Origin of the sequence: Georgenia satyanarayanai (assembly GCF_009193135.1) — a bacterium.
Classification (GTDB): domain Bacteria; phylum Actinomycetota; class Actinomycetes; order Actinomycetales; family Actinomycetaceae; genus Oceanitalea; species Oceanitalea satyanarayanai.
Window position 1 is genome coordinate 79,903 of record NZ_VUKC01000007.1, and the last position, 15,307, is coordinate 95,209.

The window sequence follows — 15,307 nt, forward strand, 5'->3', positions numbered from 1 at the left end:
CCGTGACCGACATGTCGGGCGGCTTCCCGGTTCCGGACCAGCGCGTGGCATGGCTTACCCTTCATGGAGGAACCACCACATATGACCGTGCGGACCGATGAGGCCTCCGCCTCCGACGGTGCGGACGGTGCCGGGGCCACGAGCACCCGGCGTACCGATCCCTGAGGAGGCAGTACATGTCCGAGGCCACCCCCACCCCGGCAACGTTCGAGGTCGACGGAACGCGACTGGAGTTCGACCGGGTGCCGGCGGCCGAGGGCAACGACGGGGTGAAGATCTCCTCGCTGCTCAAGGAGACCGGCCTGGTCACGCTCGACCCCGGCTTCATGAACACGGCGTCCACGACGTCGGCGATCACCTACATCGACGGTGACGCCGGCATCCTGCGCTACCGGGGGTACCCGATCGACCAGCTCGCCAAGGGCTCCTCCTTCCTCGAGGTCGCCCACCTCCTCATCAAGGGTGAGCTGCCGACCGCCGACGAGCTCGAGGCCTTCACCTCCCGGATCCACAAGCACCGTCTGCTCCACGAGGACTTTAAGGCGTTCTTCACCGCCTTCCCCGCCAACGGTCACCCGATGGCGATCCTCCAGTCCGGCGTCTCGGCGCTGGCCACGTACTACCAGCACACCCTCGACCCCCGGGACGAGGAGCAGGTCGAGCTCGCCACGGTGCTGCTCATGGCCAAGGTGCCGACGATGATCGCCTACATCGCCAAGCGCGCGCTGGGCCTGCCGCTGCTCTACCCGGACGCCTCGAAGTCCTACGTCGAGGACTTCTACCGGCTCACCTTCCACCTGCCCTACCAGGACCACGACGTCGACCCCGCCCTGACCAAGGCGCTGGACATGCTCCTCATCCTCCACGCCGACCACGAGCAGAACTGCTCGACGTCGACCGTGCGCATGGTGGGCTCCTCGAACGCCAACATCTACTCGGCCGTGTCGGCCGGCGTCGGCGCCCTGTCCGGCCCGCTCCACGGCGGCGCGAACGAGTCCGTCCTCGAGATGCTCACCGCCATCCAGGCCTCCGGCGGCGACGCCTCGGAGTTCATGCGCAAGGTGAAGAACAAGGAGGACGGCGTCCGCCTCATGGGCTTCGGCCACCGGGTCTACAAGAACTACGACCCCCGCGCGGCCATCGTCAAGGACGCCGCCCACGAGGTGCTCGGCAAGCTCGGCAAGTCCGACGAGCTGCTCGACATCGCCATGGGCCTGGAGGAGATCGCGCTCAACGACGACTACTTCATCGAGCGCAAGCTCTACCCGAACGTCGACTTCTACACCGGCCTCATCTACAAGGCCATGGGCTTCCCGACGCAGATGTTCACCCCGCTGTTCGCGATGGGGCGTCTGCCCGGCTGGATCGCCCAGTACCGCGAGATGATCGCCGACCCCACGACGAAGATCGGGCGCCCGCGCCAGGTCTACACCGGTGAGACCGAGCGGGAGTACCCCGCCGGCCGCTGACCACGCGCCCGACGCCGCCCCGGCGGCCCGGTCCCCCACGGGACGGGCCACCGGGGCGGCGTCGTACGTGGGCGCGGCCGCCTGCGGGATCCCGCCACCTGCACGCAGCGACTGTGGCGGGATCCGAGAGGTCAGGAGATACGGACGGTGCCGGCGGGCGCCGGCGCCCTCCCTGCGGGGCGCCACTGCGCCTCGTTCCCCTCCGAGCGCTGCCACACCTGGTCGCCCACCGCGACCGTGCCGGCGCCGGTGTCGACGGCCGTCGCCACCGCCCAGTGGGCCACCGCCCAGGCGAGCCGCTGCGGGTCCTCCCCGGGGAGGGTGGAGGGCTCGACGACGACGGCGCCGCCGGTCGCCGTCGTCGTGATCCCGAAGTCCTGCTCCAGCCGAGCGCTGACCGCCTCGGCGGGGGACGCGGCGTCCTCGGTCTCGGGCAGGTGGCAGGTGAGGGAGGCCGCGGAGTGCCCGGTGAGCGCGGAGGCGAAGGCCCGGCCCTCCGGCTCGTGGTCGGCGTAGGCCTCGGGGTAGCCCGAGCGCTGGACGGTCTGGGCGGCCTCGGTGACGGGCAGCTCGGTGTACCCGGGGACCTGGACGAGGCCGTCGAGGAACGCGTTGGTCGCGTAGACCGGGTCGGTGACCTGCTCCGGCGTGCCCCACCCCTGGGAGGGGCGCTGCTGGAAGAGGCCGAGCGAGTCGCGGTCGCCGTAGTCGATGTTGCGCAGCTTCGACTCCTGGACCGCGGTGGCGAGCGCGATGGTCGCGGCGCGGGCGGGCAGCTCACGGCGCACCGTGATCGCGGTGATGAGGGCCGCGTTGTCGGCCTGGTCGGCGTCCAGGACGTGGCGCGTGCCGTCCTCGAGGACGACGGCGCAGGTCTCGCTGGCACGGTCCGGCACGAGCCGCGTGAGGAGGAGCGCGACCCCGCCGACGGCGAGGGCGACCAGCGCGAGCACACCCAGCGTGCCGCGCAGGAGCCCGTTACGCATGGAGGGCGTCGTTGAGCGTGATGCCCGTCCCCGTCCGCGTCAGTGCCTCGACGGCGCCGGTCACGGAGTGACGCCGCAGCAGCAGGTTGGGCAGGCCGGACAGCTCGCGGGCGGCGACCACCGAGGCGGCGGCGTCCCCGGACGCCGCGAGGACGGTGACCTTCGTGCCGGCGGTGACGTAGAGGCCGGCCTCGACGACGCAGTCGTCACCGAGGGAGATCCCGATGCCGCTGTTGGCGCCGAGCAGGCAGCGCTGACCGAGGGTGATGCGCTCCTCGCCACCGCCCGAGAGCGTGCCCATGATCGAGGCGCCGCCGCCGACGTCCGTGCCGTCCCCGACGACGACACCCTGCGAGATGCGGCCCTCGACCATCGAGCGGCCCAGCGTGCCCGCGTTGAAGTTGACGAAGCCCTCGTGCATGACGGTGGTGCCTGGTGCGAGGTGGGCACCCAGGCGCACGCGGGAGGAGTCGGCGACGCGCACGCCGCTGGGGACGACGTAGTCGGTCATCCGGGGGAACTTGTCGACCCCGTGGACGGTGAGGTGCCCGTCGCGGGCCCGCAGCCGCACCCGCGTCTGGTCGAAGCCCTCGACGGCGCAGGGGCCGGCGGAGGTCCACACGACGTTGGGGAGCACCCCGAAGATCCCGTCGAGGTTGAGGGAGTTCGGCGTGACGACCCGGTGGGACAGGAGGTGGAGGCGCAGGTAGGCGTCCACGGTGCTCGTCGGCGGGGCGTCGAGGTCGATCTCCGCGGTGACGACCCGGCTGTGGACACCGCGCGCCTCGTCACGCCGCTCGGCGACCGGGAGTGCGGTGGTCGCGGGGGAGCCGGAGCCCTCACCGTCGTCGACCGTGGGGTCGGGGTACCAGACGTCGAGGACCATGCCCTCGTCCGTGATCGTGGCCAGACCGGTTCCGCGCGCGAGACGTGCCATGGGGACAGCCTACGAGCACCGGGGCCACTCTCTCGACGCCGTCCACGTGCCCCGCCTCACCCCTCGAACCTCGCAACTGGTCGACTCGGCGACGCTTCCCGGGCCGGAGCCGTCGGTCGGCTCACCAATTGCGCGGGGTGGGGGTGGGGCGCGAGGGTGAGGTGGTGGCCGACTCGCTGACACCGCCGGACCCGCGCACGCCGCACCGGCCCGGCGACGGCTGGGTCGAGTGCCGCTGCGGGCACCGGCACTGGGGCCGGCACGGCGCGGCCGGGCTGCTCCTGTGGCGACCGCTGCGCGAGCCCGGCGGGACCAGCGGACCGCGCGACCCGCACGACTACGCCGTCGTCCTCCAGCACCGGGCGCTGTGGAGCCATCACGGCGGCACGTGGGGCCTGCCGGGCGGGGCGGTCGACCCGGACGAGACTGACGTCGCGGGGGCGTTGCGGGAGGCCCACGAGGAGGCCGCGCTGCCGCCGTCGGGCATGGCCGTGCGCGCGAGCCACCGCCTCGACCACCCGGACTGGTCCTACACGACCGTCGTGGCCGAGGCCGTGGAGGAGATCGAGCCGCGCGTCAGCGACCCGGAGAGCCTGGAGGTGGCGTGGGTCGAGGGGGCGGCCGTGCGCGACCGCCGGCTGCTGCCGGCCTTCGCCGACGCGCTGCCGGCGCTGCGCGAGCTGCTCGGCCGCCGCCTCGTGCTCGTCGTCGACGGCGCCAACACCATGGGGTCGCGGCCGGACGGCTGGTGGCGGGACCGCGCGGCCGCGACCGTGCGCCTGCGGGACGAGCTCGTCGCGCTCGCTGCCGACGGCCTGCCCGCCGCGGACGTCGGTCTGCCCGGCCACACCTGGTACCCGCACGTCGTCCTCGTGGCCGAGGGGCGCGGGCGAGGTGCCGCCGGGGTCCGGGCCGCCGACGGCGTGGGCCGGGTGGACGTCGTCGACGCGCCGGGGGAGGGCGACGACGAGATCGCCGCCCTGGCAGGGCGGCACGTGCGGGAGGGGGCGGACGTCGTCGTCGTGACGGCGGACCGCGAGCTGCGCGGACGCGTCGTGGGGAGCGGCGCGCGGGTCGCCGGACCCTCCCTCGTGCTGGGGTAGTCCTACTCGTCGATGTCGCAGATGACGGTGCCGGCCGAGACGTTCTGACCGACGGCCGCCTGCAGCCCGCGCACCGTGCCGGCGCGGTGCGCTACGAGCGGCTGCTCCATCTTCATCGCCTCGAGGACGACGACGAGCTCGCCGGCCGCCACCGTCGCGCCGTCCTCGACGGCGACCTTGACGATGGTGCCCTGCATGGGCGAGGTGAGGGACCCGTTGCTCGAGGCGGCGGCGCGGGTGCCGCTGCGGCGCGCGGGGCGGCGGACCGCGCCGCGGCCACCGCGGCCGGCGCCGATCCCGAGGCCGGCCGGCAGCACGACCTCCAGCCGCTTGCCGCCGACCTCGACGACGACGCGCTCGGTCGCGTCGTCGGGCGCGTCGGGGGTGACGGCGGTCGGGACCTGCGGCGCGCCGAGCTGCGCGAGGCGCTCGGCGAAGTCCGTCTCGATCCACGTCGTGTGGACGGTGAAGGCGGAGGGGTCGTCCGCGGCGAACTCCGGGGCGTCCAGGACGGCCCGCGCGAAGGGCAGGACCGTGGGGATGCCGCTGATCTCGAGCTCGCGGAGCGCGCGGCGGGCACGCTGCAGCGCCTGCTGCCGGTCGGCGCCGGTGACGATGAGCTTGGCGAGCATGGAGTCGAAGGCCCCGGAGACGGTGTCGCCGGCGGATACGCCGGTGTCGACGCGCACCCCCGGGCCGCCAGGCCACGTGAGGGAGGAGATGGTGCCGGGCGCGGGCAGGAAGCCGGCGGCCGGGTTCTCCCCGTTGATGCGGAACTCGATGCTGTGGCCGCGGGTGGGCACCTCGGTGTAGCCCAGCGGCTCGCCGGCCGCGACACGCAGCTGCTCGCGGACGAGGTCGATGCCGGTGACCTCCTCGGTCACCGGGTGCTCGACCTGGAGGCGGGTGTTGACCTCGAGGAAGGAGACGGTGCCGTCGGCGCCGATGAGGAACTCGCAGGTCCCGGCCCCCACGTAGCCGGCCTCGCGCATGATCGCGGTCGACGCCTCGCGCAGCAGGGCGTCCTGCTCGGGGGTGAGGAAGGGGGCGGGCGCCTCCTCGACGAGCTTCTGGTGGCGCCGCTGCAGGGAGCAGTCGCGGGTGGAGACGACGACGACGGTGCCGTGCTCGTCAGCGAGGCACTGGGTCTCGACGTGGCGGGGGCGGTCGAGGAAGCGCTCGACGAAGCACTCCCCGCGGCCGAAGGCGGCCTTGGCCTCGCGCACCGCGGAGTCGAAGAGCTCGGGGACCTCCTCCCGGGTGCGGGCGACCTTGAGGCCGCGCCCACCACCACCGTGGGCGGCCTTGATCGCGACCGGCAGGCCGTGCGCGGCGGCGAAGGCGACGACCTCGTCGGCGGAGTCGACGGGGTCGGGCGTGCCCGCGACGAGCGGGGCGCCCGCGGCGCTGGCGATGTGCCGGGCGCTGACCTTGTCACCGAGGGCGCGGATGGCGGCGGGCGGGGGGCCGATCCACACGAGCCCGGCGTCGATGACCCGCTGGGCGAACTCGGCGTTCTCGGAGAGGAAGCCGTACCCGGGGTGGACGGCGTCCGCGCCGCTGCGGCGAGCGACGTCGAGCAGCTTGCCGGCGTCGAGGTACGTCTCGGCCGCGCGGGAGCCGCCGAGGCCGAAGGCCTCGTCGCTCAGCCGCACGTGGAGGGCGTCGCGGTCGGAGTCGGCGTAGACGGCGACGGTGGCGATCCCGGCGTCCGTGCAGGCGCGCGTCACGCGCACCGCGATCTCGCCCCGGTTGGCGATGAGCACCTTCGTCAACGGGCGCCGGGTGGACGACGCTCCAGAGGTGCTCGTCATGGATGCTCCGATCTGTTCGCCAAGGCCCCGGGACCAGCGCCCGGACCGACCCACGGTAGCCGCCCGGCGGCGCGCGTCCTATTCACTGCCCACTGTGCCGCGCAAGTCTGTCGGCAGGCGCAAGTCGTCCGCAGGTGAGTTGTGGTGACTCTACAACTGCGACGGGCACGGGCGCGGGGTGGCGGAGGACACCTTGTCGCGCCCTCACAGCCCCCCATCCCGCCGACAGCCGAGTTGTCGCCGACAGTCGAGTTGTCGCCGACAGTCGAGTTGTCGCCGCGACGGCGCCCGCGCGGGAGGGTGCGCCCCCCTCACCCGCCGTGTTGGTGCGAGCCCCCGACGGCGTCGCCGACGAGTACCGGGGCGAGTGCGCCGCCGTCGTCGTCCCGGCGACGGTGCTCGCGCCCAGGCCGGCTCGTCCTCCCCGGGGACGTGGCAGGCGGCGTCGCCTTCGAGATCGACGCGGACGGGCGGCGGTGGTCGCCGCTCAGCGGGTCCACAGCTCGGTGACGGAGACGCCGAGATCGGCGAGCAACGTGCGCAGGAGCGGCAGGCTGATGCCGACGACGCCGTGGTGGTCCCCCTCGATGCGCGTGACGAAGGCTCCGCCGAGCCCGTCGACGGTGAAGGCGCCGGCGACGGCGAGCGGCTCGCCGGTCGCGACGTAGGCGTCGATCTCGGCGTCGCTGAGGTCGGCGAAGTGGACGGTCGTCGAGGAGACGTCGCCGACCTCGGGTGCGGGCGTGCGGCGGGTGTCGACGATCCAGTGCCCGGTGTGAAGGACGCCTGAGCGGCCGCGCATGCGTCGCCAGCGGGCGACCGCCTCGTCCGCGTGTGCGGGCTTGCCGTGCACCTCGCCGCCAAGCTCGAGCATGGAGTCGCAGCCGACGACGACGGCGCCCGGCTGGGTGGGGGCGACGTCCCTCGCCTTGGCGCGGGCGAGGAGGAGCACCTGGTCGGCCGGGGTGACGGCGGCGCCGGCGGCGCGGAGCAGGGCGGGCTCGTCGACGGCGGAGACCTGGACCTCCGGCTCGAGTCCGGCGGAGCGGAGGGTGGCGAGGCGGGCGGGGGAGGCCGAGGCGAGGACGAGCTTCACGGGCAGAGAGCCTACGGGAGGCCGCCGACACCAGGTCGGTAAGTCGGCTGTCGGCGGTAAGTCGGCTGTCGGCGGTAAGTCGGCTGTCGGCGGTAAGTCGGCTGTCGGCGGTAAGTCGGCTGTCGGCGGAAAGGAGTGGTCAGCCTCGGACGGACGCGTCGGGCCGGCCGAGGACGGCGGAGCGCAGGACGTCCAGGCCCACCGAGCCGACGTCGAGCGCCCGGCGGTGGAAGGCCTTGAGGTCGAAGGCCTCCCCGCGCGCGACGGACTCCTCCCGGGCGGAGTCGCGCAGCTGCTCCCACAGCCGCTGCCCCACCTTGTAGGACGGCGCCTGGGCGGGCCAGCCGAGGTAGCGGTCGAGCTCGAAGGCGAGGAAGCCCTCGGCCATGTTCGCGTTCTCCTTGAGGAACTCCCACGCCTTGGGTGCGTCCCACGTGCCCCCGCCCCACTGCGCCGGGGCGGGCTTGCCGAGGTGGACGCCGATGTCGAGCACGACGCGCGCCGCGCGCAGGCGCTGGCCGTCGAGCATGCCGAGGTAGTCGGCGGGGTCGTCGAGGTAGCCGAGGTCGGCCATGAGCCGCTCGGCGTACAGGGCCCAGCCCTCACCGTGGCCGCTCACCCAGCAGGCGAGACGACGCCAGGTGTTGAGCAGCTCCGAGCGGTGGGCGGTCTGGCCGATCTGGAGGTGGTGACCGGGGACGCCCTCGTGGTAGACGGTCGTGAGCTCGCGCCACGTGCTGAACTCGGTGACGCCCGCCGGGACGGACCACCACATCCGCCCGGGCCGGGAGAAGTCGGCACTGGGCCCGGTGTAGTAGATGCCACCGCTCTGCGTCGGGGCGATGCGGCACTCCAGACGGCGGACCGGCTCGGGGATGTCGAACTGGGTGCCGGCGAGCTCGCTGACGGCGCGGTCGGAGGTCTCCTGCATCCAGGCCTGCAGGGCCGCGGTGCCGTGCAGCTGGCGGCTCGGGTCGGCATCGAGGCGGGCCATCGCCTCGGCCGGGCTCGTGCCCGGGCCGTAGAGCCGCGTGGCGACGGCCTCCTGCTCGGCGGTGACGCGGGCGAGCTCCTCCAGACCCCACTCGTAGGTCTCGTCGAGGTCGACGACGGCGCCGAGGAAGTGGCGCGACCACAGCGAGTAGCGCTCGCGGCCGACGGCGTCCTGCGTGCCGGCGCGCGGCGCCAGCTCCTCCCGGAGCATCTGGGCGAGCTCACCGTAGGCGCGGCGTGCGGCGGCGGCACCGTGGAGCAGCGCCTCACCGAGCGCGCCGGTGGGCTCGGCACCGTCCGGCCGGGCGCCGGTGACGAAGGTGTCGAAGAAGGAGGTGCCCTCCGCGGCGAGCTCCTCCGCCTGGGCGATGCACGCCTCGACCTGCCGCAGGGCGGCGACCTTCCCGTCAGTGGCCGAGGTGCGCAGCGAGGCCTGGTAGCCGGACATCGCCTCGGGGAGGGCCGCCAGCCGTCTCGCGACACACTCCCAGTCCTCGGCGGTGGTGGTCGGCATGAGGTCGAAGACGTCGCGGAGGTCCTGGACCGGGGAGGCGATGACGTTGAGCTCGCGGCCCACCTCACCGGCCATGTAGAGCTCGCTCTCGAGGCCCAGCCGCTCGGCCATGGCGGCCTTCGTCGTCGCATCGACCTCGTCGACGGCGTCGGTCGCGGCCACCCGGGCCACCGCCTCCATGGCCGCCTCCGCGCGCGCGAGGTGGCCGTCGGGGGACAGGTCGGGGAGCTCGTCGTCGTGGCCGGGGATCCCCAGCGAGGTCGCTGCGATCGGGTCGAGCGCGGCGAGACGGTCGACGTACTGGTCGGCGATGGTGTCGAGGGCCGTGCCGGCGCGGGAGGTGCTCACTCGATTGAGCGTAGGCCCTCACCATCGCGCTCGCGGCGGGCACCACACGGGTGTGCAGGCTGAGAGGCAGGTCACGTCCGGCGCGCCTCCGGGGTGAGGACCGGGGTGAAGCGAGAGATCTCCTGTCCCGGGAGGACCGGCACCCTCCACGGAGGACCTGGTCGACGGGCCTGCCCACGCCCGCCAGCAGCACCACGGTGCGGGCCGGCGCGGGGCCGCCCCCGGGTCCAAGGGCCCCGGTCCGGGCTCCTCCCGCGCGCGAGGATGTGCCCGCGGCCGGTCCCCCGGCGCGGACAGGAGAGCCATGACCAGCGCAGTCCCGCAGGCCCCCGGGATGCCCTCCCCGGCCCAGCTGGCCCGGGCGGCCGAGGACGCCGCCTGCGCCAAGGCCACGAGCCGCCCCATGGCGTCCTTCCTCCTCGCGATCACCGCAGGCGGCTACATCGCCCTCGCCTTCGTCTTCTGGACCACGAGCCAGGTGGGCGCGCAGGCGCTGCCGTGGGGCGTGGCGAAGGTGCTCGGCGGGATCGTGTTCTCCACCGGGATCGTGCTCGTCGTCCTCACCGGCGCGGAGCTGTTCACCTCCTCCACGCTCACCCTCACCGCGCGGGCGAGCGGCCGGATCACCTGGGCCCAGCTGCTGCGCAACTGGGCGGTCGTCTACGCCGGCAACGTCGTCGGTGCGCTCACCGTCGTCGTCCTCGTCTACGTCGGGGGCACGTGGCACGCCGCCGACGGCGCCTGGGCCAGGGTCGTCCTCGACACCGCCGCCGGCAAGGTCGGGCACTCCGCCGTCGAGGCCTTCGTCCTCGGGGTGCTGTGCAACCTCATGGTCTGCGTGGCCGTGTGGGCCGCCTACTCCGGGCGCACGACGACCGACAAGGTCCTCGCCCTCACCATGCCCGTCGCGCTGTTCGTCTCCGCCGGGTTCGAGCACTCGGTGGCGAACATGTTCCTCCTGCCGCTCTCGCTGCTCCTGCGCGGGGCGGCGGCTGCGGAGCTCGGGAGCGCCGGCGACCACGCCGCGCTGACGTGGGACGCGGTCCTCGTGGGGAACCTGCTGCCCGTGACCCTGGGCAACGTCGTCGGCGGCGGGGTCATGATCGGACTCATGTACTGGACGATCTTCCGCCGTCCCGACCGCCGCTAGCCACGAGCCGCCGGTGCGCCGCTCAGGGGTGCAGGGACCACCGCCAGGCGCCGGGGCCAGCCACCGGGGGGCGGCCGAGCCGGCGCCCGTGGTCGGACCACGGGGAGGGCGCGCGGACGGGAGTGGGGCCGTCGTCGTCGGCGACCGCTGCCCGGGCCGCGACGATGCCGGCGACGAGCGCCGCCAGCTCGACGTCGTCGGGCTCTCCCCGCACGACACGCAGCTGCGCGCCGGTGAGGTCCCCGGACTCGCCCGTCGCGCTGCTCACAGCGGGATGTTCCCGTGCTTCTTCGCCGGCAGCGAGGCGCGCTTGGTCCTCAGCGCGCGCAGCGCGCGGACCACCTGGACGCGCGTCTCGGACGGCGCGATGACGGCGTCGACGTAGCCGCGCGCGGCGGCGTCCCACGGGTTGACGATCGCGTCCTCGTACTCGGCGGTGAGCCGTGCCCGCTCCGCCTCGACGTCCCCGCCCTCGTCGGCGACCTTCTTCAGCGCGCCGCGCTGGAGGATGTTGACCGCGCCGCCGGACCCCATGACGGCGATCTGCGCCGTCGGCCACGCGAGGTTGACGTCCGCGCCCAGCTGCTTGGAGCCCATGACGATGTACGCCCCGCCGTAGGCCTTGCGGGTGATGACGGTGACGAGCGGGACGGTCGCCTCCGCGTAGGCGTAGATGAGCTTGGCGCCGCGGCGGATGATGCCGTTCCACTCCTGGTCGGTGCCCGGCAGGAAGCCCGGCACGTCGACGAAGGTGAGGACAGGGATGTTGAAGGCGTCGCAGGTGCGCACGAAGCGCGCGGCCTTCTCCGAGGCGGCGATGTCGAGGGTGCCGGCCATCTGCAGCGGCTGGTTGGCAACGATGCCCACCGGCCGGCCCTCGACGTGCCCGAAGGCCGTGACGATGTTGGGCGCGTACAGGTGCTGGACCTCGAGCAGCTCGCCGTCGTCGACGACGTGCTCGACGACGGTGCGCATGTCGTAGGGCTGGTTGTCGGAGTCCGGCACGAGCGCGTCGAGCTCGAGGTCGGCGTCGGCGACCTCGAGCGGCTCGGTCTCCGCGGGCCAGGTGGGCGGCTCGCTGAGGTTGTTGGCGGGGAGGAAGGCGAGGAGGGCGCGGACGAAGTCGAGCGCGTCGTCCTCGTCCTCGGCGAGGTAGTGGGCGACGCCGGAGCGCTCGTTGTGCGTCGCGGCGCCACCGAGCTCCTCGAAACCGACCTCCTCGCCGGTGACGGCCTTGATGACGTCCGGCCCGGTGATGAACATGTTGGACGTCTTGTCCGCCATGACGATGAAGTCGGTGAGCGCGGGGGAGTAGACCGCGCCCCCGGCGCTCGGGCCCAGGATGAGCGAGATCTGCGGGATGACACCGGAGGCCGCGACGTTGCGGCGGAAGATCTCGGCGAACTGGGTGAGGGCGGCGACGCCCTCCTGGATCCGCGCGCCACCGCCGTCGGAGATCCCGATGAGCGGGACCCCGGTGCGCAGCGCGAGGTCCATGACCTTGGTGATCTTCTGCCCGTGGACCTCACCGAGGCTGCCGCCGAAGACGGAGAAGTCCTGGGAGTAGATGCACACCTGGCGGCCGTCGACCGTGCCGTAGCCGACGACGACGCCGTCGCCGGCGGGCTTGCGCTTGTCCAGCCCAAAGTTCGTCGAGCGGTGCGTGGCGAAGGCGTCGAGCTCGACGAAGCTGCCCTCGTCGAGCAGGGCGGCGATGCGCTCGCGGGCGCTCTTCTTGCCGCGCCCGTGCTGCTTGTCCTGCGCCACGGCCTCGGCGCGCTCGAGCTCGGCGTTCCGGGCAGCGAGATCGGCGAGCCGGGCAGCGGTGCCGGTGAGGTCTGTCGGTTCGGAGGTCACCCGGCGAGCGTACGTGTGGCGGGCCACCACCCTCGCTGCCTGGACGCGGCGTTTCGGTGAGGCGCGGTTGTGGAGCCCCGACAAACGGGCGGCCGGCGCCTAGGGGGCCAGGGCCGCCTCGATGAGCTCGACGAAGACCTCCGCCGGCTGGGCGCCCACGACAGGCGTCCCGGCGACGATGAAGCTCGGCGTGGACTGCAGGCCCAGGCTCCGGGCCTCGTCCATGGTGCGCTGCACGGCCCCGAGGACGGCGGGGTCGGTGAGGTCGGCGGTGAACTGCTCGACGTCCAGGCCGAGCTGTTCGGCCATGGCGGTGAGGTGGGCGGGGGAGCGCGCCTCCATGTCGGCGAAGAGGAGGTCGTGGAACTCGGGGTAGCGGCCCTGCTCCGCGGCGGCCGTAGCCGCGACGGCGGCGCGGGTGGAGTCCTCGCCGAGGATGCTCACGTCGCGCCACTCGAGGCGGACCGTGCCCTCCTCGGCGTAGTCGAGGAGCGTCGGCTGCGTCTCCACGGCCCAGCTCTGGCAGTAGGGGCAGCTGTAGTCGGAGTAGACGATGACGCTCACCGGTGCGTCGACCGGTCCCGCGGCCATGGGGTCGCCCTCGACGCGGCGCGCGAGGTCCGGGGCGTCGTCGCTCGGCGCCGCGGCGACGGCGTCGTCGGTCGGTGCCACGGCGGGAGCCGTCGCCGTCGGCTCCTCGACCGCGACGGAGGGGCTGGCGCTCGGCGCGGGCGCCGCGCCGTCGTCGTCGCCGCTGCTGCCCACGAGAAGCCCACCCACCACCGCCACAACGACGAGGAGCAGCAGCACGGGAACGAGGGTCCGGGCGCGGGACGCGGGCATGGACGGGCTCCAGGGGTAGGCGGTCCGGCCATGCTAAGCCCCGTCCCGCGGGGGCTGTGGTTGGGTGGGACCGTGACCGAGCAGCCCTTCCCGCGGGTGGTGCGGCTGGCCGAGGTGGGCTCGACGAGCACCGCCCTGCGTGAGGCCGTCGCCGCCGACCCCGGCGCGTGGCCCCACCTGTCGGCGCTCGTCGCCGGGCACCAGACCGCCGGGCGAGGCCGCACCGGCCGCAGCTGGCTCACCCCGCCGGGCGCCGCCCTCACCGCCTCGATCCTCCTGCGCCCGCAGGTGCCGCTCGAGCGTGCCCCGTGGCTCACCCTCCTCGCCGGCCTCGCGGTGGTGCGGGCGGTCCGCCGCGGCGGCGGCGACCGGGCCGGTGCCGTCGGGCTCAAGTGGCCCAACGACGTCCTCGTCGACGACGGCGGGCCGGCGCTCGCGGGGTGGGGCACCGCCCGCAAGCTCGGCGGCATCCTCACCGAGCTGCTCCCGCCGGCACCCGACGGCCGGCCGGTCGCCGTCGTCGGGATCGGCGTCAACCTCAGCCAGGACACCGCCGCCCTGCCGGTGGAGTCGGCGGCCTCGCTGGCGCTCGCCGGCCTGCCGGTTCCAGTTCCCGAGGCGCTGCTCGACGCCGTCGGCCGCGAGCTGGGTCGGCTCGTGCGCCGCTGGGAGGCGCACGACGGCGACGCGCGGGTGGCCGGCCTGCTCGCCGAGGTGGCCGTGGACTGCCTCACCCTGGGCCGAGACGTGCGCGTCGAGCAGCCCGGTGGCGGGGTGCTCCACGGTCGCGCCGAGGCGCTCGACGACGACGGCAGCCTGCGGGTGCGCGACGCCGCGGGCGTGCTCCACCGGGTGCTGGCGGGCGACGTCCTCCACGTACGGTCGGACACCGGGTCGGCGGACGCCGGGACGGACGTTAACCTGGAACTGTGACGGATGCCGCAGACCTCGGGGAGACGACCGCGCCGGCGGAGCGACCCTCCGAGCAGGCGCCGCAGGGGCGGTCCACCGTCGAGGAGCGCGTGGCCGCGCTCGTCGGCGGCGCGCCGAGTCTCACCATGGTCGAGCTCGCCGAGCGCGCGGGGGTCGACCTCCCGACCGCGCGGCTCTTCTGGCGGGCCATGGGCTTCCAGAACGTCTCCGACGACGCCGTCACGTTCACCGAGCGGGACGTCGAGGCACTGAGGTCGATCGACTCGCTCGTCGGCGGCGTGCACGTCGACCGCGCCACCGCCGTCTCGCTGCTCCGCGCACAGAGCTATCTCGCCGACCGGCTCGCCCTGTGGCAGGTGGAGGCGCTCGTCGAGGACGCCAGCCGACGGCACCGGCTGGACGACACCGGCGCGCGCCTCGTCGTCCTCGACCACATCGCCGATGTCGCGGGCATGCTCGAGGGCCAGCTCGTCTACGCCTGGCGTCGGCAGCTCGCGGCGCTCGCGGTCCGGATGGACGCCGAGGTCGCGAGCCGGTCGGTGGAGGAGACGACGAAGGACTCCCTCCCGCTGCCGCGCGCGCTGGGCTTCATCGACATGGTCTCCTTCACCTCCAGCTCGGCCCGCCTCGGCTCACGCGAGCTGGCCGAGCTCGTCCAGGGCTTCGAGTTCACCGCCCGGGACGTCATCACCTCCCACGGCGCCCGCGTGGTCAAGACGATCGGCGACGCCGTCCTTTTTATCGCCGACGACCTCCCCACGGCCGCCCGCGTGGCCGTGGCCCTCGTCGCCGAGATCCGCGCGCAGCCCGGGCTGCTCCCCGTGCGCGGCTCGGTCGTGTGGGGCCGGGTCATCTCCCGGTCCGGCGACGTGTTCGGCCCCGTCGTCAACCTCGCCTCCCGGCTGGCCGACGTCGCCGAGCCCGACACCGTCATCACCGACCCCGCGACGAGCGAGCGGCTGGCCACCTCCTCGGCGGCGGCGGAGTTCCAGCTCCTGCCCCGTCGTCCGGTCGACATGCCCGGCATCGGTCAGATGAGTCCGGTGGAGCTCCGCCGCGCCTGAGCGGCGTCCCCCAACTGCGCAACTGGTGAGTTCGGCGACGGAGGAGTGCCCGCAGGCGTCGCCGAACTCACCAGTTGCGACGTTTCGGGGGGCTGGGCCGTCGCGGGTCTTTTGCACTTTGGTGGGCGGAAGTTGGTTGACGGGAGCGAAAAGCGTGGGCTAGCGTGCTCGTGCCCGGCGACGTCGTCAGGGACGCGTCC

13 protein-coding genes are annotated in these 15,307 nt (G+C 73.9%); 5 read left to right on the forward strand and 8 right to left on the reverse strand.

All coding sequences use genetic code 11. The features are described from left to right. Positions 1–176: 176 nt before the first annotated feature. On the forward strand, positions 177–1,469 hold the full coding sequence (locus GD632_RS09715) for a citrate synthase (RefSeq protein ID WP_152191498.1): 1,293 nt from the start codon (positions 177–179) through the stop codon (positions 1,467–1,469). A 131-nt stretch (positions 1,470–1,600) separates the two neighbouring features. Here the strand turns inward: GD632_RS09715 and GD632_RS09720 are convergent, their stop codons facing one another. After that, positions 1,601–2,455, reverse strand: a complete 855-nt coding sequence (locus tag GD632_RS09720; protein ID WP_152191500.1) for a hypothetical protein — start codon at positions 2,453–2,455, stop codon at positions 1,601–1,603. Next, entirely contained in the window at positions 2,448–3,392 is a 945-nt protein-coding gene (dapD, locus tag GD632_RS09725; RefSeq protein WP_152191502.1) for a 2,3,4,5-tetrahydropyridine-2,6-dicarboxylate N-succinyltransferase, read from the reverse strand. Before dapD ends, GD632_RS09720 begins: the two co-directional genes overlap by 8 nt. Positions 3,393–3,556: 164 nt before the next feature. Here dapD and GD632_RS09730 point away from each other — a divergent pair, with 164 nt between their 5' ends. Further along, the gene (locus GD632_RS09730; protein ID WP_226924785.1) at positions 3,557–4,495 is read left to right on the forward strand and encodes an NUDIX domain-containing protein; all 939 of its coding nucleotides are present in this window, start codon (positions 3,557–3,559) and stop codon (positions 4,493–4,495) included. A 2-nt stretch (positions 4,496–4,497) separates the two neighbouring features. Here the strand turns inward: GD632_RS09730 and GD632_RS09735 are convergent, their stop codons facing one another. The 3 genes from GD632_RS09735 to GD632_RS09745 all read right to left on the reverse strand — a co-directional run bounded on the left by GD632_RS09735 (position 4,498) and on the right by GD632_RS09745 (position 9,260). Continuing rightward, positions 4,498–6,309, reverse strand: coding sequence for an acetyl/propionyl/methylcrotonyl-CoA carboxylase subunit alpha (locus GD632_RS09735; RefSeq protein WP_152191504.1), 1,812 nt, complete (start codon positions 6,307–6,309; stop codon positions 4,498–4,500). 487 nt (positions 6,310–6,796) lie between these two features. Further along, positions 6,797–7,405, reverse strand: a complete 609-nt coding sequence (locus GD632_RS09740; protein WP_152191506.1) for a Maf family protein — start codon at positions 7,403–7,405, stop codon at positions 6,797–6,799. Between the two features lie 139 nt (positions 7,406–7,544). Continuing rightward, the gene (locus GD632_RS09745; RefSeq protein ID WP_152191508.1) at positions 7,545–9,260 is read right to left on the reverse strand and encodes a DUF885 domain-containing protein; all 1,716 of its coding nucleotides are present in this window, start codon (positions 9,258–9,260) and stop codon (positions 7,545–7,547) included. Between the two features lie 304 nt (positions 9,261–9,564). Between GD632_RS09745 and focA the strand changes: the two genes are divergently transcribed. After that, positions 9,565–10,410, forward strand: a complete 846-nt coding sequence (focA, locus tag GD632_RS09750) for a formate transporter FocA (RefSeq protein ID WP_226924786.1) — start codon at positions 9,565–9,567, stop codon at positions 10,408–10,410. 22 nt (positions 10,411–10,432) lie between these two features. Here focA and GD632_RS09755 read toward each other — a convergent pair whose 3' ends face one another. The 3 genes from GD632_RS09755 to GD632_RS09765 form a co-directional block, all read right to left on the reverse strand. Continuing rightward, positions 10,433–10,678: an acyl-CoA carboxylase subunit epsilon gene (locus tag GD632_RS09755; protein WP_152191511.1), complete on the reverse strand. Its 246-nt coding sequence runs from the start codon at positions 10,676–10,678 to the stop codon at positions 10,433–10,435. Continuing rightward, on the reverse strand, positions 10,675–12,267 hold the full coding sequence (locus GD632_RS09760) for an acyl-CoA carboxylase subunit beta (protein WP_152191514.1): 1,593 nt from the start codon (positions 12,265–12,267) through the stop codon (positions 10,675–10,677). The genes GD632_RS09755 and GD632_RS09760 overlap by 4 nt, the downstream gene beginning before the upstream one ends. Positions 12,268–12,366: 99 nt before the next feature. After that, positions 12,367–13,110, reverse strand: a complete 744-nt coding sequence (locus GD632_RS09765) for a DsbA family protein (RefSeq protein ID WP_152191517.1) — start codon at positions 13,108–13,110, stop codon at positions 12,367–12,369. A 72-nt stretch (positions 13,111–13,182) separates the two neighbouring features. Here GD632_RS09765 and GD632_RS09770 point away from each other — a divergent pair, with 72 nt between their 5' ends. Both GD632_RS09770 and GD632_RS09775 read left to right on the forward strand, forming a co-directional pair. After that, positions 13,183–14,043, forward strand: coding sequence for a biotin--[acetyl-CoA-carboxylase] ligase (locus GD632_RS09770; protein ID WP_193311428.1), 861 nt, complete (start codon positions 13,183–13,185; stop codon positions 14,041–14,043). Beyond that, entirely contained in the window at positions 14,040–15,107 is a 1,068-nt protein-coding gene (locus GD632_RS09775) for an adenylate/guanylate cyclase domain-containing protein (RefSeq protein ID WP_152191522.1), read from the forward strand. The genes GD632_RS09770 and GD632_RS09775 overlap by 4 nt, the downstream gene beginning before the upstream one ends. Positions 15,108–15,307: the final 200 nt, after the last annotated feature.